Annotated in this window: 18 protein-coding genes and 1 riboswitch; of the genes, 8 read left to right on the top strand and 10 right to left on the bottom strand. The window is 67.6% G+C overall.

Annotated features, from left to right (window positions below; genetic code table 11):
- Positions 1-65: 65 nt before the first annotated feature.
- The 5 genes from ATE64_RS05440 to ATE64_RS05420 form a co-directional block, all read right to left on the bottom strand.
- Complete coding sequence (locus ATE64_RS05440) at positions 66-848, bottom strand: ABC transporter ATP-binding protein (protein WP_058800152.1); 783 nt, start codon at positions 846-848, stop codon at positions 66-68.
- Positions 842-1,828 (bottom strand): iron ABC transporter permease, encoded by a 987-nt coding sequence (locus tag ATE64_RS05435; protein ID WP_058454170.1) that lies wholly within the window; start codon positions 1,826-1,828, stop codon positions 842-844. Before ATE64_RS05435 ends, ATE64_RS05440 begins: the two co-directional genes overlap by 7 nt.
- Positions 1,825-2,691 carry an ABC transporter substrate-binding protein gene (locus ATE64_RS05430; RefSeq protein ID WP_058454171.1) on the bottom strand — a complete coding sequence of 289 codons (867 nt, stop codon included), beginning with the start codon at positions 2,689-2,691 and terminating at the stop codon, positions 1,825-1,827. Before ATE64_RS05430 ends, ATE64_RS05435 begins: the two co-directional genes overlap by 4 nt.
- Before the next feature lie 115 nt (positions 2,692-2,806).
- Positions 2,807-4,729 carry a TonB-dependent receptor gene (locus tag ATE64_RS05425; protein WP_231729041.1) on the bottom strand — a complete coding sequence of 641 codons (1,923 nt, stop codon included), beginning with the start codon at positions 4,727-4,729 and terminating at the stop codon, positions 2,807-2,809.
- 176 nt (positions 4,730-4,905) lie between these two features.
- A riboswitch (cobalamin riboswitch) is annotated at positions 4,906-5,132 on the bottom strand.
- 52 nt (positions 5,133-5,184) lie between these two features.
- On the bottom strand, positions 5,185-5,835 hold the full coding sequence (locus ATE64_RS05420; protein ID WP_058454383.1) for a TetR/AcrR family transcriptional regulator: 651 nt from the start codon (positions 5,833-5,835) through the stop codon (positions 5,185-5,187).
- 53 nt (positions 5,836-5,888) lie between these two features.
- Between ATE64_RS05420 and ATE64_RS05415 the strand changes: the two genes are divergently transcribed.
- The 3 genes from ATE64_RS05415 to ATE64_RS05405 are packed head-to-tail and all read left to right on the top strand — an operon-like array spanning position 5,889 to position 10,022.
- Positions 5,889-7,307, top strand: a complete 1,419-nt coding sequence (locus tag ATE64_RS05415) for an efflux transporter outer membrane subunit (RefSeq protein ID WP_058454172.1) — start codon at positions 5,889-5,891, stop codon at positions 7,305-7,307.
- Between the two features lie 2 nt (positions 7,308-7,309).
- Positions 7,310-8,467, top strand: a complete 1,158-nt coding sequence (locus ATE64_RS05410; RefSeq protein ID WP_058454173.1) for an HlyD family efflux transporter periplasmic adaptor subunit — start codon at positions 7,310-7,312, stop codon at positions 8,465-8,467.
- 7 nt (positions 8,468-8,474) lie between these two features.
- Positions 8,475-10,022 (top strand): DHA2 family efflux MFS transporter permease subunit, encoded by a 1,548-nt coding sequence (locus ATE64_RS05405; RefSeq protein ID WP_058454174.1) that lies wholly within the window; start codon positions 8,475-8,477, stop codon positions 10,020-10,022.
- 3 nt (positions 10,023-10,025) lie between these two features.
- Here ATE64_RS05405 and ATE64_RS05400 read toward each other — a convergent pair whose 3' ends face one another.
- On the bottom strand, positions 10,026-10,448 hold the full coding sequence (locus tag ATE64_RS05400) for a VOC family protein (protein WP_058454384.1): 423 nt from the start codon (positions 10,446-10,448) through the stop codon (positions 10,026-10,028).
- A gap of 82 nt (positions 10,449-10,530) precedes the next feature.
- Between ATE64_RS05400 and ATE64_RS05395 the strand changes: the two genes are divergently transcribed.
- From ATE64_RS05395 to ATE64_RS05380, 4 genes are all read left to right on the top strand, one after another.
- Positions 10,531-12,414 carry an ABC-F family ATP-binding cassette domain-containing protein gene (locus ATE64_RS05395; protein WP_058454385.1) on the top strand — a complete coding sequence of 628 codons (1,884 nt, stop codon included), beginning with the start codon at positions 10,531-10,533 and terminating at the stop codon, positions 12,412-12,414.
- Between the two features lie 87 nt (positions 12,415-12,501).
- Positions 12,502-13,020 carry a hypothetical protein gene (locus ATE64_RS05390; protein ID WP_058454175.1) on the top strand — a complete coding sequence of 173 codons (519 nt, stop codon included), beginning with the start codon at positions 12,502-12,504 and terminating at the stop codon, positions 13,018-13,020.
- 57 nt (positions 13,021-13,077) lie between these two features.
- Positions 13,078-14,166, top strand: a complete 1,089-nt coding sequence (hppD, locus tag ATE64_RS05385; RefSeq protein WP_058454176.1) for a 4-hydroxyphenylpyruvate dioxygenase — start codon at positions 13,078-13,080, stop codon at positions 14,164-14,166.
- The gene (locus ATE64_RS05380) at positions 14,163-14,720 is read left to right on the top strand and encodes a VOC family protein (RefSeq protein WP_058454177.1); all 558 of its coding nucleotides are present in this window, start codon (positions 14,163-14,165) and stop codon (positions 14,718-14,720) included. The genes hppD and ATE64_RS05380 overlap by 4 nt, the downstream gene beginning before the upstream one ends.
- Before the next feature lie 3 nt (positions 14,721-14,723).
- Here ATE64_RS05380 and ATE64_RS05375 read toward each other — a convergent pair whose 3' ends face one another.
- The 3 genes from ATE64_RS05375 to ATE64_RS05365 all read right to left on the bottom strand — a co-directional run bounded on the left by ATE64_RS05375 (position 14,724) and on the right by ATE64_RS05365 (position 18,375).
- Positions 14,724-15,377, bottom strand: a complete 654-nt coding sequence (locus ATE64_RS05375; protein ID WP_058454386.1) for a YqaA family protein — start codon at positions 15,375-15,377, stop codon at positions 14,724-14,726.
- A gap of 182 nt (positions 15,378-15,559) precedes the next feature.
- Positions 15,560-17,152, bottom strand: coding sequence for a bifunctional phosphoribosylaminoimidazolecarboxamide formyltransferase/IMP cyclohydrolase (gene purH, locus ATE64_RS05370; protein WP_058454178.1), 1,593 nt, complete (start codon positions 17,150-17,152; stop codon positions 15,560-15,562).
- Positions 17,153-17,349: 197 nt separating this feature from the next.
- Positions 17,350-18,375: a phytase gene (locus tag ATE64_RS05365; RefSeq protein ID WP_058454179.1), complete on the bottom strand. Its 1,026-nt coding sequence runs from the start codon at positions 18,373-18,375 to the stop codon at positions 17,350-17,352.
- Positions 18,376-18,560: 185 nt separating this feature from the next.
- Here ATE64_RS05365 and ATE64_RS05360 point away from each other — a divergent pair, with 185 nt between their 5' ends.
- Positions 18,561-20,909, top strand: a complete 2,349-nt coding sequence (locus tag ATE64_RS05360; RefSeq protein WP_082657586.1) for a TonB-dependent receptor — start codon at positions 18,561-18,563, stop codon at positions 20,907-20,909.
- A gap of 340 nt (positions 20,910-21,249) precedes the next feature.
- Here ATE64_RS05360 and ATE64_RS05355 read toward each other — a convergent pair whose 3' ends face one another.
- Positions 21,250-23,028: a heparinase II/III family protein gene (locus tag ATE64_RS05355; protein WP_058454180.1), complete on the bottom strand. Its 1,779-nt coding sequence runs from the start codon at positions 23,026-23,028 to the stop codon at positions 21,250-21,252.
- Between the last annotated feature and the right edge of the window lie 3 nt (positions 23,029-23,031).

The following is a 23,031-nucleotide window of genomic DNA, read 5'->3' as shown; positions in this document are numbered from 1 at the left end:
GATTACGGCGCCGTCGCGGGGGAATCTGTCGCGGCGCGGGCGTCGGCGCGAATCGCGGGCGGCGGTTAATCGGGTGGTTGCGCGCGGCCGAAGGTGGTGACGGTCGGCCAGTCGCCGCCGGTCTCGATCCGTGCGTCGATGCCATAGACCGCGCGCAGCAGGTCGGGCGTCAGCACGTCGCGCGGCGTGCCGTCGGCCAGGATCGTGCCCCGGTCGATGACAAGCAGCCGGTCGCAGTAGCGCGCCGCCATGGTGAGATCGTGGAGCACTGCGATCACCAGCTTGCCCGTGTCGGCCTCGGCGCGGAGCAATTCCATTACGTCGATCTGGTGGCCGGGGTCGAGGCTGGCGAGCGGCTCGTCGGCGATCAGCGCCGGCGCCTCGACCGCGAGCGCGCGCGCGAACAGTGTCCGCGCGCGCTCGCCACCCGAAAGCTCGGTTGCGATACGGTCCCTGAGATCGAGCACGTCGGCCCGCGCCATCGCGCGTTCGATCGCGGCGGCGTCGCCAGCGGCGATCCGCGACATCGGCGCGAGGTGCGGCAGGCGGCCGAGGCCGACGAGCCGCTCGACGGTGAGCGGCCAGTGCAGGGTCTGGCCCTGCGGCAGGTAGGCGATGCGGCGCGCGAGCCCGGCGCGGGGCAGCGCCGCCACATCGTCGCCGTCGATCCGCACGGCGCCGGTCGCGGGGACGAGCGCGAGCATCGCGCGCGCCAGCGTCGACTTGCCCGCGCCATTGGGGCCGACGATGCCGGTCAGCGTGCCTGCGGCGAACGCGGCGCTGACGTCGCGGACGACGGGGCGGCGGCCGAGCGCGACGCCGACCCGATCGAGCGTGAGCGTCACCATATCCGCTTCTCCCGCATCAGATGGACAAGGAATATCGGGACGCCGAGGAAGGCGGTGACGACGCCGAGTTTCAGCTCGTTCGTCGTCGGGATGATCCGCACCCCGATGTCGGCGAGCACCAGCAGCGCCGCGCCGCCGATCGCCGAGGGCAGCAGGGTCGCCGAGGGGCTGCGGTCGGTGAGCGGCCGCATCAGGTGCGGGACGATCAGCCCGACGAAGCCGATCGCGCCCGCTACCGCGACGGCGCCGCCGACCCCGATCGCGGTACCGACAAGCAGGCGGAGCCGGAGGCGGCGGATATCGACGCCGAGCGCCTGCGCGGCATCCTCGCCCAGTGTCAGCGCGTCGAGCGCGCGGCTGTTCCAGAGCAGCATCGCCGCACCGATGGCGACGCACGGCAGCGCGATCCAGACATGCTCGAATGACCGGTTTTCGAGGCTGCCGAGCAGCCAGGTCATGATCTCCATCGCCGCGAAGGGATTGGGCGACAGGTTGAGCGCGAGGCTGGTTCCGGCGACGGCGAGCGTGCCGACCGCGAGCCCGGCGAGGATCAGCGTCAATGGACTTTCCGAACGCCCGGCGAGCGCGAAGAGCACGGCGAGCGACAGCAGCGCGCCGCCGATCGCAAGCAGCGGCAGCGCCGCGGGGTGGATTTGCGCGAAACCGAAATAGAGCGCGGCGACCCCGCCGAGCGCGGCGGCGTTCGAGGTGCCGAGCACCGAGGGCTCGGCAAGCGGGTTGCGCAGATAGCCTTGCAGCGCTGCGCCCGCGAGGCCGAGGATCGCACCGACGACCAGCGCCAGCACCGTGCGCGGCAGGCGCAGTTCGAAGAGGATCGTGGTCGCGATCGAATCGCCATGACCCGATGCGGTGGCAAGCAACCGGCCGACCGACAGGTCGACGGGGCCGAACAGCAGCGAGGCGATCGCGGCGGCGAGCGTCAGCGCGGCGAGCAGCGCGAGGAGCAGCGAGCGGCTCATTGGCCGCCCCGGTCGATCGCGGCGATCTGCGCGACGATCGCGCGCGCGGCGCTCGCATAGCCGGGACTGCCGCACACGGTCCAAGCCTCCGGAATGCTGATGCGCGGAATGTGCTTCAGCGCGGGATGATGGAGCATTTCGCTGCCCTGGTCGGTGACGGTGTCGGTCGCGCTTTCGACGATCAGGAAATCGGGCTGCGCGGCGACCATCTCCTCGAGGCTGAGCTGCGACAGCGGCGGCTTGCCGAGCTTTCGGGCGAGGTTGATGAGACCGGCGCGGCCCATCAGTTCGTCGACCAGCGTGCCCGTTCCGGTCATATAGCCGCGCCGCTGGTAATAGGCCGCGACGCGGCCACGCCCGGGCTTCGGCAGGTTCGCGAGCTCGGCCTGCATCCGCGCGACGAGCGCTTCGCCGCGGCCGACGTGGCCGACCGCCTTGGCGGTCTGCCGGATCGAGGCGTAGATCTGGTCCAGCGTGGTCGCGTTGTCGACATCGAGCAGCGGGTAGGTCTGGCGCGGCAGCGCGGCGAGCGCGGCGCTGCGGCTCGCGGGCATCCCGACGACAAGGTCGGGATCGATCGCGAGGATCTGCTCGGCCGAATTGCCGAGCAGCGGCAGGCCGCGCGCCGCGATGGCGGCACCCGACATTTCGGGGTCGATCGCGTTGCGCGTCAACCCCGCGATCTGGCGCCGGTCGGCGAGTGCGAGAACGAGCTGGTCGGTGCAGAGGTTGATCGAGACGATGCGGTCGGGCGCGGCCGGCGCGGCCGGCGCCTTGGGCGCGCTCGCGGGCACTGCCGCCCAGAGCGCGCCCGCGCCGGTCGCCGCCAACAGCGCACCGAGGGCCAGGCGGGTGTGCCTCAAACCCCGAAGCCCGCCTGCGCGCGAACCTTCGGTTCGCGGAACGGACGCTTTAACGGCGCCGCTTGGGGGATGAGTCTGCGGCGTCGGTCAACGCCGGGGCGTTGCGGCTTCATCGTCAGAAGCTCAGCCGCACGCCGCCATAGGCAGCGCGTCCGGAGCCGACGAAGCTGAAAACCTCCTCATAATCCTCGCCCAGCAGATTCTCGACGCGCCCGAAGACCGAGATCGCGCGGCTGACCTTGTAATCGAGGCCGAGGTTGACGAGGACATATTCCTTCAGCGCGACGGTGACCGGAATATAGCTCGGGTCGATATAGGCGCTGTCGGTGGTGCGGCCGTTGTAGCGCAGCGTCAGCGTCCCCGCGAGGCGCTGGTCGGCGCTGGTCACGGTGGTGTTGAAGCTCGCGACATGCTTAGGTCGGCGGATTTCGGCGACGCCATTCTCGCGCGATTTCAGCCAGGTATAGGCGAGATCGAAGCGGAGCTGCGGGATCGGCTGCGCGGTCGCGAAGGCTTCGATGCCATGCTGCTTGCTGTCGGTCGTGCGGTTCGAGGGGGTCGCGACGAAATTCGGCGGCGGATAGTCGGTGAAGATCTCGTCCGTCAGCTTCGAATCGAACCAGGTGACGCCGAGCGTCGCCCAATTGTCGGCGCCGAAGCTCTGTTCGATCCCGGCCTCCCAGCCCTTCGACTTTTCGGGCTTGAGGTCGGGATTGCCGATGTAAACGCCATCGATGAAGCCATAGAGCTCGTAATAGCCGGGGTTTTTGACCCCGGTGCCATAGGCGGCGCGGATGCGGGTGCCGGTCGGCAGGCGATAGCTGCCCTGCACGCGCCAGGTCGTCGCATTGGCAAAACGGTTGTTGTCGTCGTGGCGCACCGAGGCGCCCAGCGAGAAGGCGTCGCCGATCAGCTCATATTGGCCGACGATGCCGAGATTGTCGGTGTGGCGCTTGCCCTGAAAGGCGAAGGGGCTGAGGCTGCGGAAATTCTCCCGCTCGACGTCGACCGCGGCGGTCAGCCGATGGGTAAGCGCCGCGGTCCCAAGCGACAGGCTGGACGTGAAGCTGCCCTTGTAGCGCTGGCCCTTGTTGCCATAGTCGAGCCCGACGCTGGTATAGCTCTTGCGCGTCGCGTCGGCGAACTGGCCCGAAAGCGTGCTCACCCAACGGCCGTCGAGCGCGCTGAACTGCGCCGAGAGCAGGCCGTAGAAGGCCTCGTTCGTGTAATGCACGCCGGGGCTGTCGACCGTATAACCGAAGAGCGGGCTCGTCGGATCGAACTCGCTGTTGTTGGTATCGGCGTCGGTATAGCTGTAGCGGAGCACGCCGGTCAGCTTGAAGGCCTCGCCCGGAGCCCAGCCCAGCTTCGCGGTCGCACCGACGCTGTCCGATCCGACGTCGCGGGTGCCGCCGCGCGCGGTCGCATAGCCGTCGGTGCCGTAGTAGGAGCCCGACAGCGCATAGTCGAAATCGCCCGATGCGCCCGCGGCGCGGGCGCCGCCGCTGATCGTGCCGAAGCTGCCGCCCTCGATGCGCGCGGCATAGCCCGGCGCCTCGCGGCCCGACAGGGTGATATAGTTGATCACGCCGCCGATCGCGTCGGAGCCGTAGAGCGACGATTGCTGGCCGCGCAGCACCTCGATCCGCGCCGCGGGGTCGGCGATCAGCGTGCCGAAATCAAACTCGCCCTGAAAGGGGTCGGCGGCCTCGATGCCGTCGATGAGGACGAGGACGTGATTGGCCTCGGTGCCGCGGATGCGGATCTGCGTCTGGCCGCCGACGGCGCCGATGCGGTTCACGGCGACACCCGGGACGTCGCGCAGCACGTCGGAGACGATGCGCGTCTGGCGCGCCTCGAGCGTATCGGGGGCGATGACGGTAACCGAGGCGCCGAGCTTGTCGGCCTCGACACCCTCGCCCGATCGCGACGCGGAAACGATGATTTCCTCGCCCGGCCGGTCGGCGATGTCGCCGGTTTCGGCAAGGGCAGGCGTCGCCGCCAGGGTAAGCACGGAAATGGAAATGCTCTTCAACATGGGAATCCCCCGCACGCCAGCAACGAAGGCGGGGCCTGCCGGGCACGTCCTGCGACCGGCCGGCGCAGGGAGCGGGGTGGCGTAAAGAGCCCACGCATCCTGCACCGCGGCGGACCCGCCGCCTGGTCGTCGCTCGACGGAATATCCCGTGCCCCGGTCTTTCCCTGGACCAAAGGCATTGAGCGACCCACGCCGGCAGGTCTCCTGGCTCGCGGGTCATCGCTTGATGCACGCCTTCCCGGGCTGGGCCCAGTGGCTGCCCCGGACGGGTCCGGGGCGGTGCATCGCGCTCACCGCTTACAGTTGCAGGGACAGCCTCGGCTTCGAAGGGCGGCGCGTGCCATCCTTCCTACCGTGTTCCCTATTAAGCCCCTTTCGGGGCACCGGCGCGATCATGCGAGGCCAAGGCCCCGCGCCGCCGCCCATAGCGCGATGGCATATTTTGGCAATCGGCTTTATTCGGGTGCGGGCAGGCACCAGGCGCGGCAGAAGGTTTCGACCGCATCGTCGACCTCGGCCGCGAGGCGTTGGGGGTCGTTCCCCCCGGGCAGGCAGAGCAGCGCGAACTGATAGACGCCCGACTGGCAGAGGCCCGAGAAATGCTGCACCGCGCGCATCGGATCGCCCATGCGGATCTCGCCGCGCGCCATCTTTTCGGCAACCCATTCGGCGGCGCGCGCTTTGCCGCGCCGCGGGCCGCGGTCGTAGAAGGTCTCAGCGAGGTGCGGGAAGCGGTCGGCCTCGCCGACGACGAGCCGATAGAGCGAAAGCAGCGGGGTCGCGGTGAGCTTGGTCATCAATATGGTGCCGAAGCCGCGGAGCACGCCGGGCACGGGCTGGTCCACCGGCAGGTCGATCGTGAGCATATGGCCGTATTGCTCGACGATGTCGTCGACGACCGCCTCGAACAATTCCTCCTTCGACGGGAAATAGCTCCAGAGCGTCGTTTTCGACCCGCCGACCTTGCTGGCGATCGAGGACATGGTGGTGCCTGCATAGCCGTTCGCGAAAAAGGCCTCGCGCGCCGCGTCGACGAACGCCTTGCGGCGCGCCGCGGCGGCATCGTCGAGGCCGGCCGTACTGGCTGGTATCATTTCGATTGACAACTGAATCTCCAAGGTGCAATGGCGCATGATACCAGCTAGTATCACTGGATGCCATGCCTAATAGGATTCTCCCCTCCGCCCTTGTGCTGAGCCTGCTTGCGGGCTGCGCCAGCGTTCCCGATCTCGGTCCAAGACCGGCCCCGGCTGCGGCCGATTCGCTTGAATCGTCAGCGACTTTTGCCGATTCACGGGGTGCCTGGCCGGTCGAGGGCTGGTGGCAGGCTCTTGGCGATCCGCAGCTCGATGCGCTGATCGCCGAAGGGCTGAAGGGCTCGCCCGATATCGCCACCGCCGCCGCGCGCGTCCGCGCCGCCGAAGCTATGGCGCAGCAGGCGGGGGCGGCGCTGCTTCCGCGCGTCGGGGTCGAGGGCAGCGCGGGCGGCGTCCAGCAAAGCAAGAATAACGGCATCCCGCCGCAGTTCGTGCCCGACGGCATTCAGGACACCGGCCATGTCGCCGCCACCTTCGGCTTCGATCTCGACCTGTGGGGCAAGAATCGCGCGGCGCTCGCCGCCGCGACATCCGAGGCCGAGGCCGCGCTTGTCGACGAAGCGCAGGCGCGGCTGATGCTGACCACCGGTATCGCTTCGGCCTATGCCGACCTTGCGGGCTATTACCGGGCGCTCGACGTCGCAGAGGAAGCGGTTCGCGTGCGCAGCGCGAGCGCCGATGTATCGGCCAAGCGCACGCTGGCGGGGATCGAGAACCAGTCGGCCGAGCGGCAGGCCGAAAGCCGCGCCGCGGCGGCACGCGGCGATATCGCGGCGCTCGACGAGGCGATCGCGACGACGCGCAACCGGCTCGCCGCGCTCGTCGGCGCGGGCCCCGACCGCGGCCGCGCGATCACGCGGCCGACGCTTGCCTCGCCCGATATCGACCTGCCGCCGCAGGCGGGGATCGATCTTGTCGGACGCCGGCCCGATATCGTCGCGGCGCGGCTGCGCGCCGAGGCGGCGGCGAAGCGCATCGACGTTGCAAGGGCCGATTTCTATCCGAATATCAACCTCTCGGCACTCGTCGGGTTCCAGTCGCTCGGCCTGTCGAAGCTGTTCGACAAGGGATCGGACTATGGCAATGGCGGCGTCGCGATCAGCCTGCCGATCTTCGAAGGCGGGCGCCTCGCGGGCCGCTATCGCGGCGCCCGCGCCGAATTTGACACGGCCGTGGCGAATTACGACCGGACACTGATCGCGGCGCTGCGCGACGTTGCCGATATCGCCCAGAGCCGCGCCGCGACCGAGCGGCAGTTGGGCGACCGGCGCGCGGCGCTCAAGGCGGCGACCGACGCGGCGCAGCTTGCGGGCCTCCGCTATCGCGCGGGCCTGTCGACCCAGCTGCCGCAGCTGACCGCCGAAGACAGCATGACCCAGCTCGCGCGGCAGGTCTCCGACCTCGAAGCGCGCAGGCTCTCCCTCGATATCGCCCTGATCCGCGCGCTTGGCGGCGGTTACCAGACAAACGCAGGAGAATGACGATGGCCGACGATACGGCTGCGCCGACCCCCGAAACCGCCGAAGAAAGCGCCGAAGCGGCGGCCACGCGCACCGCGAAGCGCGCGCGCCTGCTCCGCATCCTCGCAATCGCCGTCGTGTCGATCGCGGCGATCTGGGGCCTCTGGTATTTCCTGACGCAGGCGGGACGCGTGTCGACCGACAACGCCTATGTCGGCGCCGATTCGGCGACGGTGACCGCACTCGTCGCGGGCCCGGTCAAGGATGTCCGCGTTAGCGGCACGCAGGTGGTTAAAAAGGGCGACATCCTCGTCATCCTCGACGATGCCGACCAGCGGATTGCGGTCGCCGATGCCGAGGCCGCGCTGCGCCAGGCGCGCCAACGCTATGGCCAGGCGAGCGCGACCGCCGATGCGGCGCGCTCGCGCGTCGCCGCGCGCGGCGCCGATATCGCGCAGGCGCGGGCGCGGCTTCGCGACGCCGACGCGGCGGTTGCCAAGGCGCGCGCCGAACTGGCGCGGCGCGAAAGCATCGCGGGGACCGGCGCGGTCTCCGCCGAGGAACTGACGACCGCGCGCACCGCGCTCGCCTCGGCAATCGCTGCGCGCGACCTTGCGGCGGCGGGAATTTCCTCGGCCGAAGCAACGCGTGGTTCGGCGAGCGGCGATCTCGGCGCCGCCGAAGCGGTGGTGCGCGGCACGACGATCGACACCGCCCCCGACGTCGCCGCAGCGCAGGCGCGGCTGGAGAAGGCCGAGCTCGACCTCGCGCGCACCGTGATCCGCGCGCCGGTCGACGGCGTCGTCACCAACAAGCAGGTGCAGGTCGGCCAGCGGATCGCCGCGGGCGCGCCGATCATGGTGATCGTCCCTGTCGCGACCGCCTATGTCGACGCGAATTTCAAGGAAAGCCAGTTCAGGCGCATCCGCATCGGCCAGCCGGTCGAGCTCACCTCGGACTATTATGGCGGCGATGTCGTCTATCGCGGCAAGGTGATCGGCATCGCGGGCGGCACCGGCGCGGCCTTCGCGCTGATCCCGGCGCAGAACGCGACCGGCAACTGGGTCAAGGTGGTGCAGCGCCTGCCGGTGCGCATCGCGATCGACCCCCGCGATCTGAAAGAGCATCCGCTGCGCGTCGGGCTGTCGATGGAAGCAGTGATCGACACGCGCGGGAAATGAGCTGAGCATGGCCAGCGCCGCCGCCGTATCCGCCATTCCGGCCGAACCGCAACCGCTGACCGGCGTGCGGCTCATCGTCGCAGCCTTCGCGCTCGCGCTCGCCAATTTCGTCGTCGTGCTCGACACGACGATCGCCAATGTCTCGGTCCCGCATATCGCGGGCGGCCTTGCGGTGTCGCCGACGCAGGGGACATGGGTGATCACCAGCTATGCGGTCGCCGACGCGATCAGCGTACCGCTGACCGGCTGGCTCGCGATGCGGTTCGGCACGGTGCGATGGTTCATGGTCTCGATCGTCGGCTTTGGCATTTTCTCCTTCCTGTGCGGCGTTTCGCGCACGCTCGACGCGCTGGTGCTCTTCCGCGTGCTGCAGGGGCTGTCGGGCGGACCCTTGATGCCGCTGTCGCAGATCCTGTTGCTGCGTATCTTTCCCAAGGAAAAGGCCGGCGTCGGCCTTGCAATCTGGGCGATGACGACGACCACCGCGCCGATCCTCGGTCCGATCCTCGGCGGCACGATCAGCGACAACTGGACCTGGCCTTGGATCTTTTTCATCAACCTGCCGGTCGTTGCGATCTGCGCATTCGGCGTCTTCACCTTGCTCACGCCGTTCGAGACGAAGCGCGCAAAGGCGCGGATCGACGTCATCGGCCTGATCCTGCTCGTCATGTCGGTCGGGGCGTTCCAGATCATGCTCGACACCGGGCGCGAGCATGACTGGTTCGAATCGACGTGGATCGTCGGGCTCGCAATCGTCGCCGCGATCAGCTTCGCCGCCTTCGTGATCTGGGAGCTCACCGACGCCAATCCGGTCGTCAACCTGCGCATCTTCCGCTTCCGCGGCTTTACCTTCGCGACCATGGCGATCTCGCTCGGCTTCGGCGCCTTCTTTGCGCAGGTCGTGCTGACGCCCTTATGGCTCCAGCAGGTCGCGGGTTATACGGCGACCGAGACCGGCTTCATCGTTGCCTGGCTCGGCGTGTTCGCCGTCCTGCTGTCGCCGGTCGCGGCGGGCCTGATGACGAAGGTCGATGTCCGCATCACCATCTCGGGAGGTATCCTCTGGATGGCGCTCATGTCGATTCTGCGGGCGAGCTGGAACGCCGATGTCGGTTACTGGACGCTGGCGCTACCGCACATATTGCAGGGGATGGGCATGCCCTTCTTCTTCGTCGGACTCACCGCGCTCGCGCTGAGCTCTGTGCCCGCGCAACACCAGACGTCGGCCGCCGGGTTGATGAGCTTCCTGCGCACGCTGTGCGGGGCGATCGGGACCGCGGTCGCAACGACCGCGTGGGACGATGCCAGCCGCACCTCGCGCTCCGAGCTCGTGTCGTCGCTGAACAATCCCGAGGCGGCGATGACCTCGCTGCAGAATGCCGGGCTCACGCTCGAGCAGGCGCGGGCCGCGATCGAGCGCCTCGTCGATGTCCAGGCCTCGACGCTCGGCGTGCTGCACCTGTTCCTCGCGGCGGCGGTGGTATTCGTGCTGGCCGCGATAGCGGTGTGGTTCGCACCGCGCCCGAAGCAGATATCGATGGGCGGCGGGCACTAGCCGCTATCTGGCGAACAACTGTCCAACGTCGGCGAAGGCCTTGAACTCCAGCGCATTGCCCGCCGGGTCGAGGAAGAACATCGTCGATTGTTCGCCCGGCTGGCCGGCAAAGCGCGTGTGCGGTTCGATGACGAATTCGACGCCATGGCCTTTCAGCCGGTCGGCAAGCGCCTGCCAGTCGGCGGGCGGCAGCACGACCCCGAAATGCGGCACCGGCACCTCATGCCCGTCGACCGGATTGTGCCCCGCGACCGCCGCGCGCCGTTCGACGCGGTGCGCGACGATCTGGTGGCCATAGAGGTTGAAGTCGATCCAGTCCGCGGCGCTGCGCCCCTCGGGGCAGCCCATCACCGTGCCGTAGAAATGGCGCGCGGCGGCGAGATCTTCGACGGGAAAGGCGATGTGGAAGGGGGCGAGGTTGCTCATGCGGTCGCTTGTGGCGTGCCGTGCGCCGAAATGCCAGCGTCGGGCTTGGGCTTTCGGGCGCATCATGCTAGGCGCCGCGCCCATGCTGACGATCAACGGCCTAACCGTGCGCCTCGGCGGGCGCACCATCCTCGACCGCGCGAGCGCGAGCCTGCCGCCGAAGAGCCGCGTCGGGCTGATCGGGCGCAACGGCGCGGGCAAGTCGACGCTGATGAAGGTGATGATCGGCCAACTCGAAGCCGACGAGGGCGGCATCGAAATGCCGCGCCGCACGCGCGTCGGCTATATCGCGCAGGAAGCGCCGAGCGGGACGGCGACGCCGTTCGAGACCGTGCTCGCCGCCGACACCGAGCGCGCCGAATTATTGGCCGCCTCGGAAATCGAAACCGATCCCGACAAGCTCGCCGATATCCACGAGCGGCTGATCGCGATCGACGCCTATACCGCGCCGGCACGCGCCGCGCGTATCCTGATCGGGCTCGGCTTCGACGAGGAGATGCAAGGCCAGCCGCTCGACAGCTTTTCGGGCGGCTGGAAGATGCGCGTCGCGCTCGCCGCCTTGCTCTTCTCGAACCCCGACCTGCTGCTGCTCGACGAGCCGTCGAACCACCTCGATCTCGAAGCGACGATGTGGCTCGAAAGCTTTCTGCGCGCCTATCCGGGGCAGCTCGTCGTGATCAGCCACGAGCGCGACCTGCTCAACAATGTCGTCGACCATATCCTGCATCTCGAAGGCGGCAAGGTGACGCTCTACGCCGGCGGCTATGACGCGTTCGAGCGCCAGCGCGCCGAGCGCGCGGCGCAGCTAGCGGCGGCGAAGGCCGCGCAGGACGCGCAGCGTGCGAAGCTGCAGGACTATGTCGCGCGCAACAGCGCGCGCGCCTCGACCGCGAAACAGGCGCAGTCGCGTGCGAAGCAGCTTGCCCGGATGCAGCCGATCGCGTCGATCGCCGAGGACCCGAGCCTCGTCTTCGACTTCCCGAGCCCCGGCGACGAGCTGAAGCCGCCGCTGATCACGCTCGACCTCGCGAGCGTCGGCTATGCGCCGGGTAATCCGGTGCTCTCGCGCCTCAACCTCCGCATCGATCCCGACGACCGCATCGCGCTGCTCGGCCGCAACGGCAATGGCAAGACGACGCTCGCGCGCCTGCTCGCGGCGCAATTGAAGCCCGAGGATGGCGCGATGGCCTTCGCCGGCAAGATGCGCGTCGGCTATTTCACCCAATATCAGGTCGAGGAACTCGACGGCTCGGACACGCCGCTCGGCCATATGACGCGCGTGATGGCGGGCAAGACCCCGGGCGCGGTGCGCGCGCAATTGGGGCGCTTCGGCTTCACCGGCAACAAGGCGACGACGGAAGTCGGCAAGCTGTCGGGCGGCGAACGCGCGCGGCTCGCGCTCGCGCTGATCACGCGCGAGGCGCCGCACCTCCTGATCCTCGACGAGCCGACCAACCACCTCGACGTCGATGCGCGCGAGGCGCTGGTGCAGGCGCTCAACGGCTTCGACGGCGCGGTGCTGATCGTCAGCCACGACCGGCACATGCTCGAGCTTAGCGCCGACCGGCTGGTACTCGTCGACAATGGCACCGCGCGCGATTTCGACGGCAGCATGGACGATTATGTCGCCTACATCCTCGGCAAGAGCGCCGCGAACGACGATGCGAAGCCCGCCACCAGATCGAAGGACGCCAAGTCTGCGCGGCAGGAAGCCGCGAAGGCTCGCGAGGCGCAGGCGGTGCTGCGCAAGACCGCGAAGGACCATGAGGCGCGCGCCGCAAAGCTCGCGCAGCAGATCAGCGCGATCGACCGCGCGATGTTCGACCCCGCGAGTGCCGAACCCGCGCTCGCGAAGCTGACGATGGGCGACCTGTCGCAGCGCCGCGGCAAGCTCGCGTCTGAGCTGGAAGGCGTCGAGGCGGCATGGATGGAAGCGCTCGAGGCGATCGAGACGGCGGCGGCCTGATCGGATCCTTTGGGGGATTGCTCTGGATCGCGGGACGGACGACGATGACGGTCCGTTCCGGGATCGAATCATGGAGGAAGAGCCCCGATGTTTCTTGCGACCCTGTTGCTGGCCGCCAATCCCGTCGCCAAGGTTCCGCCCCCGGTGACGACTGCGCCGCGGCCGATCACTTGCAGCGACGATTGCATCTCGCCGGTCGAGGCGGTGACCTATGCCTCCTATCTGGCGCCGAAAGCCGGGATCGCCGGCACCTTCCGGATGGAAGTGAAAGCGGTTGGCGAGCAGAAGGGTATCTACTACCTCAATTCCGAAACCGATTATCGCGACCGCAACTGCCTTACCATCGCAATCCCCGCAGCGGTGATGGCAGAGCTCGCCGAAGGCGAGGGGCTGGCGGCGGCGGAGAAACGCTTCAAGGGCCGGACAATCATGGTGCGTGGCGTCGCGCAGCGGGTGAAGATCGCCTTTTTCGATGACAGTGGAAAGCCGACCGACAAATATTATTACCAGGTCCAGATACGGATCGGGCAGGCCGCCCAGATCGGCCCGCGTGTGAGGCAGCGAGGTGGCTTCACCTATGATGGGCCGGCATCGGCCCAGCCTTGACTTGCCGGGGCGATATGGCGATAATAGTTTCAATTGAAACTATATGAGGGACTGACCATGGCCGACCTGTTCGAAAACCCGCTGGGCCTCGATGGCTTCGAGTTCGTCGAATTCTCGGCGCCCGAGAAGGGCATTCTCGAGCCCGTTTTCGAACGCATGGGCTTCACGCTGATCGCGCGCCACCGCTCCAAGGATGTCCAGCTGTGGCGGCAGGGCGGCATCAATCTGATCGCCAATTACGAGCCGAAATCGCCCGCAGCCTATTTCGCCGCCGAACATGGTCCGTCGGCATGCGGCATGGGCTGGCGCGTGCGCGACGCCGCAAAGGCCTATGAAGAAGCCATCGCGCGGGGCGCCGAGCCCGTTGAGGGCAAGACCGGACCGATGGAGCTTCGCCTGCCCGCGATTCGCGGCATCGGCGGCTCGATCATCTACCTCATCGACCGGTATGGCGACGACCTCAGCATTTACGACATTGATTTCGTCTATGAGGAGGGTGTCGATCGTCATCCCGAGGGCGCCGGGCTGAAGGTGATCGATCACCTGACCCACAATGTTTACGGCGGCCGCATGGCGCATTGGGCCGCCTTCTATGAGCGCATCGCGGGCTTCCGCGAAATCCGTTATTTCGACATCAAGGGCGAATATACCGGCCTGACCTCGAAGGCGATGACCGCCCCCGACGGCAAGATCCGCATCCCGCTCAACGAAGAGGGCGCGGGCGGCGGCGGCCAGATCGAGGAATATCTGCGCGCCTATAATGGCGAGGGCATCCAGCATATCGCGTTCGCGTGCGACGACCTTTACGCGGCGTGGGACAAGCTCAAGGCCCTCGGCAACCCGTTCGCTCCGGCACCCCCCGCGACCTATTACGAGATGCTGGCCGACCGCCTGCCGGGTCATGGCGAGCCGGTCGAGGAACTCCAGTCGCGCGGCATCCTGCTCGACGGATCGACCCAGGACGGCGACCCGCGCCTGCTCCTCCAGATCTTCGGCCAGACCGTCATCGGCCCGGTCTTCTTCGAATTCATCCAGCGCAAGAAGGACGAGGGTTTCGGCGAGGGCAATTTCACCGCGCTGTTCAAATCGATGGAAATGGACCAGATCCGTCGCGGCGCGCTCAACGTCGAGGAACCCGCCGAATGACGAGTCCGACCAAAAGCCCGATCAAACTGGGCGGCGTCCACCACGCCGCCTATCGCTGCAAGGACGCGAAGGAGACGGTCGAGTGGTACGAGGCCATGCTCGGCATGACCTATACCACCGCCTTTGCCGAGGATCATGTGCCTTCGACGGGCGAATATGACCCGTACATGCACGTCTTCCTCGACGCGGGTAACGGCAACATCCTGGCCTTTTTCGAGCTGCCGAACCAGCCCGACATGGGGCGCGACGAGAATACGCCGAAGTGGGTCCAGCATCTGGCGTTCAAGGTCGGCAGCTATGACGAACTGGTCGCGGCGAAAGCGCATCTGACCGCGAACGGCATCGACGTGCTGGGGCCGACGCACCACGGCATCTTCAAGTCGATCTACTTCTTCGACCCCAACGGGCACCGGGTGGAACTCGCGTGCGACATCGGCACCGACGAGCAATATGCCGAGCTGAAGCGCGTCGCGCCGCTGATGCTCGAGGAATGGAGCCTGACCAAGAAGGCTCCGCGCCACGCGGATTGGCTGCACCAGGCGGCGAACGAATAGGCCTTACTTCCGGTCGAGCCCGATACCCTCCAAGGTCGCGCCGCTGCACTTGTCGGCTTCCTTGGCCTTGCCGTCGCCCGACAGCGCGCCGATCGCGAGGAAACCCGCGACCACGGCGACGAGGAAGGCGCCGGTGACCCAGATCAGATATTTGTCGATGAACGCCTTGATCGGTGCCCCGAACAGCCGGAACAGGATTCCGACGAGCATGAACGAAAAAGCCCGGCTGGCGAGGCTCGCCCACAGGAAAGTCCAGAAATTCATGTGGATGAAGCCGGCGGTGATCGTCAGCAGCTTGAACGGGATCGGCGTCGCGCCCTTGATCAGGATGATCTCGGCGCCGAATTCGCGCAGATAACAGGCGGCCGGCGGAAAGGCGTCGGTGAGCCCGAGCACCCCGAGCAGCCACAGCCCGACGCTTTCATAGAGGAAATAGCCGATCGAATAGCCGAGCATCCCGCCCGCGACCGACGCGAGCGTGCAGATGATCGCGTAGCGCACCGCCTTCCTCGGGTTCGCGAGGCACATCAGCCCGAGCAGCGGGTGCGGCGGGATCGGGAAGAAGCTGGCCTCGACGAACGACACCAGCGCCAGCCAATATTCGGCGTGCGGATGCGCCGATTTCTCCATCGTCCAGATGTAGAGCCGCTGGATCAGGCCGGGGCGATGGGCGGTGGCGGTCATGCAGGTCCTTGTCGTCGGGTCAGGATGACCACCGCCTCCCTATGCCGTTCGTGTCGCGCGAAGTCGAGACGCGCCGAAGCTGCTTCCCGGCAAAAGCCGGGATCCATGCGGCACCGAACGACATGGACCCCGGCTTTCGCCGGGGAACAGGCACATCAGTGGCGGAAGTGCCGCATCCCGGTGAACACCATCGCCAGCCCCGCCTCGTTCGCCGCCGCGATCACTTCGTCGTCGCGGATCGAGCCGCCCGGCTGGATCACGCAGGTCGCGCCAGCCTCGACCGCCGCGAGCAGGCCGTCGGCGAAGGGGAAGAAGGCATCGCTCGCGACCGCGCTGCCGACGGTGCGCGGCTGCGCCCAGCCATGGCTTTCCGCGGCTTCGCGCGCCTTGACCGCGGCGATGCGCGCGCTGTCGCGGCGGTTCATCTGCCCCGCGCCGATGCCCGCGGTCGAGCCGCCCTTGGCATAGACGATCGCGTTCGACTTCACATGCTTGGCGACGGTCCACGCGAAGAGCGCGTCGGCAAGTTCTTCCTCGGTCGGCGCGCGGTCGGTGACGATTTTGAGGTCGGCGCGGGTGATGCGGCCATTGTCGCGGCTCTGGGCGAGCCACCCGCCGGCGATCGTCTTCATCATCAGTCCGCCGCGCGCCGGATCGGGCAGTTCGCCCGTCAGCAGCAGGCGGAGATTCTTCTTCTTCGCGAACACCGCGCGCGCATCGGCGTCGGCGTCGGGCGCGCAGACGACCTCGGTGAAAATCCCGCTGATCGCTTCGGCGGTCGCGCCGTCGAGCGGCCGGTTGACCGCGATGATCCCGCCGAACGCCGAGACATCGTCGCATTTCAGCGCGGCGTCATAGGCCTCGGCGATCGTCGCCGCGGTCGCGACGCCGCAGGGATTGGCGTGCTTGACGATGACGCAGGTCGGATCGGCGTCGCGGAATTCGGCCACAAGCTCGAGCGCGGCGTCGGCGTCGTTGATGTTGTTGTAGGAAAGCTCCTTGCCCTGCACCTGTTCGGCCTGTGCGATGCCGCGCGCTGCGGGGCCGACGGGGAGGTAGAGCGCGGCCTTCTGGTGCGGGTTCTCGCCATAGCGCAGTTCGCTCGCGAGCCTGGTGGTCAGCGGCAGCGTGTCGGGAAAGAATTTGCCCTGATCGGCAAAGGCGAACCATTGCGCGATCATGCTGTCATAGGTTGCGGTGTGCGCGAAAGCGGTCGCAGCGAGGCGCTTGCGCAGCGCGAGCGTCGTCGCGCCGCCATTGGCGTCCATCTCGGCGATGACCGCGGCATAATCCTCGGGCTCGGTGACGATGCCGACGAAGGCATGGTTCTTCGCCGACGAGCGCACCATCGCGGGGCCGCCGATGTCGATATTCTCGATGATCGTATCGCGGTCGGCGCCGCTCGTCACCGTCTGGAGGAAGGGGTAGAGGTTGACCACGACGAGGTCGATGCCGCCGATCCCATGCGCCTCCATAGAGGCGACATGCGCCGCATCGTCGCGGACAGCGAGGATGCCGCCGTGAACCGTCGGGTGCAGCGTCTTGACGCGGCCGTCCATCATCTCGGGAAAGCCCGTGAGGTCGGAGACGTCGAGGACGGTGTGACCCGCCTCGCGCAGCGCCTTTGCAGTGCCGCCGGTCGAGACCAGATCGACGCCGTGCTTGACCAGCGCAGCTCCAAGCTCGGCGAGCCCCGCCTTGTCGCTGACGGAGAGAAGCGCGCGGCGGACGGGAATCAGATCGGTCATGGGAAGAGGCGGCCTTTGCGAGACAGGAAAGACGCGGACGCCCTAGGCGGGTGCGCCCGCTATCGCAAGCCGCGTTGGCCGATAAACGCATCGTGTCCCGGCGAAGGGGCGACCCTTCTCCGGCCAGTTCTACCTTGCACCCACCGGAGATGCGCCCCTGCCTTCGTAGAGGCGCACAGAGTCCGTGTCGTCCGAAGCTACAGCCCGAGCGCCGCCGCGATCCGGTCCCAGCGCACAAGCTTGAAATTCTGCGCCTTGGGGGCGTTGTCGCCGTCCTGCGCGAGGAAGATGCCATCGGGATAGGCGGGGCCGAAAGTGCCCGCGACCGCCTCGATCCCGTCGGTCTCGCTCGTCGCGCCATACTGGCCCGCGGCGACCGCAAAGCGGCCGACATAGTCCATCCCCGGCAGCTTGAAGACCGCATAGGCGTTGTCGCCCTGGCTCGACGCGATGAGGTAGCGCTGGCCCTTGTGATCGATCGTCGCCAGACCCTCGACGTCGGCGACCAGGCGCTGGTTGTCGACCGGCGCGACGAGGCGCGCGGTGGCGGTGGTACCGCTTTGCACGAGTTGCCAGATGCCGGCGTCTTCCTCGCCCACGTAAAGCGTGTCGCAGTCGAAGACGCAGCCTTCGGACTGGGTCGGGATCTTGTACTCCCACCGGACCGCAAAGGTCGGCGTGCCCTCGACGGTCAGCGTGCCGACGCGCACCGTGCCGTCCTTGACGATCAGCGCGGCGGTGATCGGTTCGCCCGGCGCGCTCTTCTTCAGGCAAAGGCCATAGGCCTCGCCCACGCCCGCCGCGGCGCGGCCGAGCGAGACGATCGCGGGCTTGTCGGCGTCGAGGCGGAACAGCGCGAGATGCGCGTTTACCCCGTCGTTGCGGTCGCTTGCGACGATGATGTTGCCCGCGACGTCGACATTGTTGACGAGCCCCGCCTGCGCGAAGGCGATGTCCTTGCCCGCCAGGTCATAGACGTGAAGCCCGGCCTTCTTGTCGGTCGCGACGATCAGCGCGCGGTTGGGGTTCGCGGGATCGATCCAGATCGCCGGATCGTCGGCCGCGTCGGCTTTGCCCGTTCCGACCGGCGCGGTCTCGCCGCCCGCGGCGACCTGCACCGGCGGCAGCCCGGAGATGGCGGGTGCCTGCATTCCGGCGCACGCGGTCAACGTCGATGTAAAGGCGAGCAAAGTCAGCAGCTTCCAACGATCGGTTCGGGCCACGCGATTTCCCCCTGTTGCTGTGCGCCGAAAGCGCCTAGGCCGCGCCCCGTTCCAGTAAAGCGGCAGCGCGTCAATCCCACAATATCTCGGTCACTTAAGCGTCATCGAAGCGTCATCTTTGTCGCCGCAAACTGTCACACCCCGCCCCTAGAGGCCCCTGCAACGCAAACAAGGGGGCCCCATCCATGATTCGACCTTTCCGCCTGCATTCCGCCGCAACGCTCGCGATCGTCGCTGCGCTCGTTGCCAGCCCCGCCGCTGCGCAGGATGCCGCGCCGGTCCAGAACGAGGATGGGACGATTACGACGTCGCAGGAAATCGTCGTTCTCGGCGGTATCGGCTATCGCAACCGCAGCGAGAGTGGGGCCGAGCCGGTCGTTTCTTATGACAGCGAGTTTTTCCAGCGCTTCGAGCCGCTGACCGCGGGCGACGCGCTGAAGCGGGTGCCGTCGGTGACCTTCCTCTCCGACGTCATCGAAAGCGACGGCGCGCGGCTGCGCGGCCTGCCGCCGGGCTACACGCAGATCCTGATCAACGGGGAGAAGGTGCCGGGGTCGAACGCCGACCGCAGCTTCTTCCTCGACCGCATCCCCGCCGAACTGATCGACCGCGTCGAGATCGTCCGCTCGTCGTCGGCGCGCCGGACCGGGGACGCGGTGGCGGGCACGCTCAACATCAAGCTGCGCGACGGTTACGAGCTCGACGGCGGCTATCTCCGGGCGGGCGGGCTGCTGTTCGACGACAATGAACTCGAACCCAGCCTCGGCGGTGTGGTCGGCGGCGCGCTCGGCCCCGGCCGCTTCCTGCTCGGCGGCAATTTCCAGGGTCGCCACAACCCGAAGAAGAAGCTGTCGCTGCGCTATGGCGATTCGCCCGAGAACAACCCCGATTTCGCGACCGACGATTTCGACAACCGCGAAGACCAGCGCGACACGCGCGACGGCAAGGACTATTCGTTCAACGCGACGTATGACATCAAGGGCGATACCACCGATTTCTCGGTGAACGGCTTCTATGTTCATACCGACCGCACCGAAGACGAGCGCAGCTTCGAATATAATGATCCGACCGCCGTCAACGGTCCGGTCCGCGCGACGCCGCCGGGCAATCTGACCGTCGACAACGCCAATATCGCAAAGATCAATCAGGACAATTACAGCGTGAACGGCAAGCTCGCGCATCGCTGGTCGGCGGGCGAGACGAGCCTGAAGGTCGGGTACGCCTATTTCGACGAGGATCGCTTCGAGACCGAATATGAGGTCGAATTCGATCGCACGCTGCCGCGCTTTACCGGCGACCAGACGCGCACCGGCATCACCGACAAGGAGTTTTCGGTGCGGCTCGAGCATGAGGTCGAGCTGGGCGACACCGCGAAGCTGGTTTTCGGCGGCTTCTGGCAGGACAAGGACCGCGACACGTCGATCACCGAGGCGCCGCGCGACCGCTACAATCTGACCGCCGCCGACCGTCAGGGCTATGACCAGTTCGCGCGCAACCCGACCGAATTCGTCCGCACCTTCGGCGCCTTCGTGCCCGCGGTGGGCGGCGTGAACATGATCGAGGAAAAGCGCCTCGACGGTTTCGTCCTTGTCGAAGGCGACATGCCGGGCGTGAAGTGGGAGGCCGGGGTTCGCTACGAGACGACCGACCTCACCATCGACGACCTGACCGTGCCCGCGGCGCTGCAGCGCTTCACCAACGACTATGAGAAGCTGCTTCCCTCGGCATCGGTCAAGATCGACGTCGGTCCGCGCGGCCGCATCATCGCATCGGCGGCGCGGACGAGCCGCCGCCCCGAGTTCAATTTTCTCTCGCCCGCCACGCTCGAAGCCGAGCTGGGTGACAACGATCTCCTCGGCAACCCGCTGCTCGATCCCGAAACCGCCTGGGGTTTCGATGTCGGCTACGAACAGCGTCTCGGCCGTTCGGGCATCGCGGGGATCAACTTTTTCTACCGCAAGGTAAACGACCTGATCGAGCTCACCAACACCGGCGAAGAGGGATCGGAAGGGCCGGGCACCTTTGTCTATCAGCCGCAGAACATCGGCGACGGCAAGGTTTATGGCGTCGAATTCGACCTGTCGACCGACCTCGGCTTCGTCGGATTGCCCGACACCGGCATCTTCGGCAACGTCTCGTGGCTCGACAGCAAGATCACCGACGAATTCGGCAAGCGCCGCTTCAACGGCCAGAGCAAATATGTCTATAACTTCGGCCTGATCCAGGACATCAAATCGATCGGCGCGGCGTTCGGCGCGACCTATCGCAAGCAGGGCGGGGCGTTCGACCGCACCGTCGGCGAGGAGGTGTTCACCACCTATGGCGCCGACCTCGAAATCTTCGTCGAAAAGCGCTTCGGGAAGAGCTTCACGATCCGCGCCGTCGGGCAGAACCTGCTGAACGGCGCGAAGCGCGAACGCTTCAACAAGTTCACGACGGTCGAGGATCAGGTCGATCGCAACTTCGACGAATATGAACTGGAGCGCGAGAAGGCCGGGCCGGTGTTCCAGCTGATGGCGCGCTACGCTTTCTAGAAGGTCCGGCGGCCGGCGCTCGCTTGCGGGGCGTCGGCCGCAGGATTCGAATGGGCCGATTGTCTGCTTGGGGGTGGGGAGCGGACGTTAGCACTCCACCCTTGTCATTCCCGCGAAAGCGGGAACCCAGTGTGGGACCAGCCCACGCACGCTCTGGGTCCCCGCTTTCGCGGGGATGACAAAATAGGAAAACGTGCGGCGACTACCGGTCGCTTGCAGTTGTAATGTGCACCCCGGCGAAAGCCGGGGCCCATGAAGCAAGCGCAGCGCTCGTTGTCTGGATCCCGGCTTTCGCCGGGAATCACCAAGGCCGCTATCGGCCGATCGCCGACGCGATTCCCTATCCGATATGCTTGAAGATCCAGCCGATGCTCGCGCCGCCCGCCGGCGCGATGCCGGTGACGACGAGCTGTTCGGTCGGGTGCGGGCGGCCGTCGCCGTCGACCCATAGGCTCTCCTCGACGTCGAGCGTGCCTTCGGAGGTGCGGAACTGCCACAGCGGCCCGCCGCTGATGCGCAGCAGCGCGCCGAGCTTGTCGGCGGTCAGGCTGGCCGAGATGTTGCGGCCGAGGTGGAAGCGCAGCGTATAGGGCTTGTCGCCCTTGCGCCGGGTACGCGGGGCCGGGAGCAGCATGTCTTCGCCGCGCAGCTCGCGCCCGTTCGGCGACAGGATCAGGAGGCGGCGGTGGATCAGCCCGTGGCGGCGCGCATAGCCGTCGTGGCTCATCTCGAGCCGGCTGCCCTGCGGCGTCTCGCGCCGGTCGAGCTCGACCTCGGTCACCCCGCGGCCGAGCAGGCCGCTCGCAAGGATCGCGGTCGAATTGGTGTCGCCGATCGTCAGCGTCGAATGCGCCGCGGTGGTGCGCAGGCCGCGCGCGAGGTCGGCGGGGATCGTCGCGCCGGTCAGCGCGGCGCCGCCGCAATTGACGACAATGCGTTCGTCGCCGTCGCTGAGCTCGAAGGCAAGGGTCGAGGCGCAGCCCGCCTCGGTCACGCGGGCGATCGGCGGCGGCGCGGCGTCGGCGAGCAGGACGACGCGGTTGGCGACCATCCGTTGATAGCCCCAGTCGCGGGCCTGCTTGAGGGGACGCGTGCGCACCCCGCTTGCGGCGACGACATATTGGATGTTGAGCGCCGAGGTCGCACCGCTGCCCTGCCAGCTACCCATGCCGCCATCGGCGTGGACGAGGCCGAGCAGCGCCGGAACGGTGCGGGCAAGCGCCTCCTGCAGGAAGGGCGGGACCTCCATGCGGCGCATGTCGTAGATGCGCGCGAGCATCGACAGCGCCATGATCGCGTCGAGCTGCGCCTGCGGCGCGCGCGCGATGTTGCCGCCGTCGGCGTAGAAGCTGGTCTCGATGACCTTGCGCAGCCCCGCCTCGCCGAACACCTGCCGCGGCTCGCCGCCGGGCATGAGGAGCGAGGCGGCGACGATGCCGATCCACGCGACGAGCTGTCCGGTGCCGGGACGCGTCTTGTCGGCGACACGGTCGAGATGGCGCGCGGCGCGCGCGAGATGGTTGAGCACCGCCGAGCGATAGACGAGGTCGCTCGACGACAGGATCAGCGGCGCGTGCGCGGCCCAGAAGAGGATGCGCCAGCCGGTGTTGTCGGCTTTCCAGGCGGGCTCGCTCACCGCCTCGCCATGGACGGCGAGCCAGTGGCGCACGACCGCCTCGGCGATCGGGGCGCCGTCGGCGCGGGTGCCGGTGGCCGCGAGGTCACGCAGCCAGGCGAAGCTGTGCAGATAGTCGGCGAAGGGCGGCGAAACGTCGAGCGCGGCGAAGTCGAGATTGCCGAGCGAGAGCTTCAGTCCGCGATGGAGGAAATGGCCGGCGCGGATCGCGGTCCCCGCGCGCATGTCGCCGGGCACGGGATCGGCGGGGACGCCGAGCAGCTTCAGGGGAAAGCGGCCCTTGAGGCGGAAGGCGTGCAGCGGGGTGCGCCAGGTGAGGCGAGTGACGTAGTTGGCAACCCGGTCGCCAAGCGACAGCCCCTTGTCGTCGGGCAGGCGGATCAGCCGCTTGCCCGGTTCGATGCTGTCGTCGATGGGCGGCGCGTCTTCGCCGGCGTCGGGAATCGGGCTGGACGGGGCAGAGGTCAATGGTCTCCCCTCCATCGA

Origin of the sequence: Sphingopyxis sp. H073, assembly GCF_001468395.1 — a bacterium.
In the GTDB taxonomy this organism is placed as follows: domain Bacteria; phylum Pseudomonadota; class Alphaproteobacteria; order Sphingomonadales; family Sphingomonadaceae; genus Sphingopyxis.
This window is presented reverse-complemented; position numbering and strand designations above follow the sequence as displayed.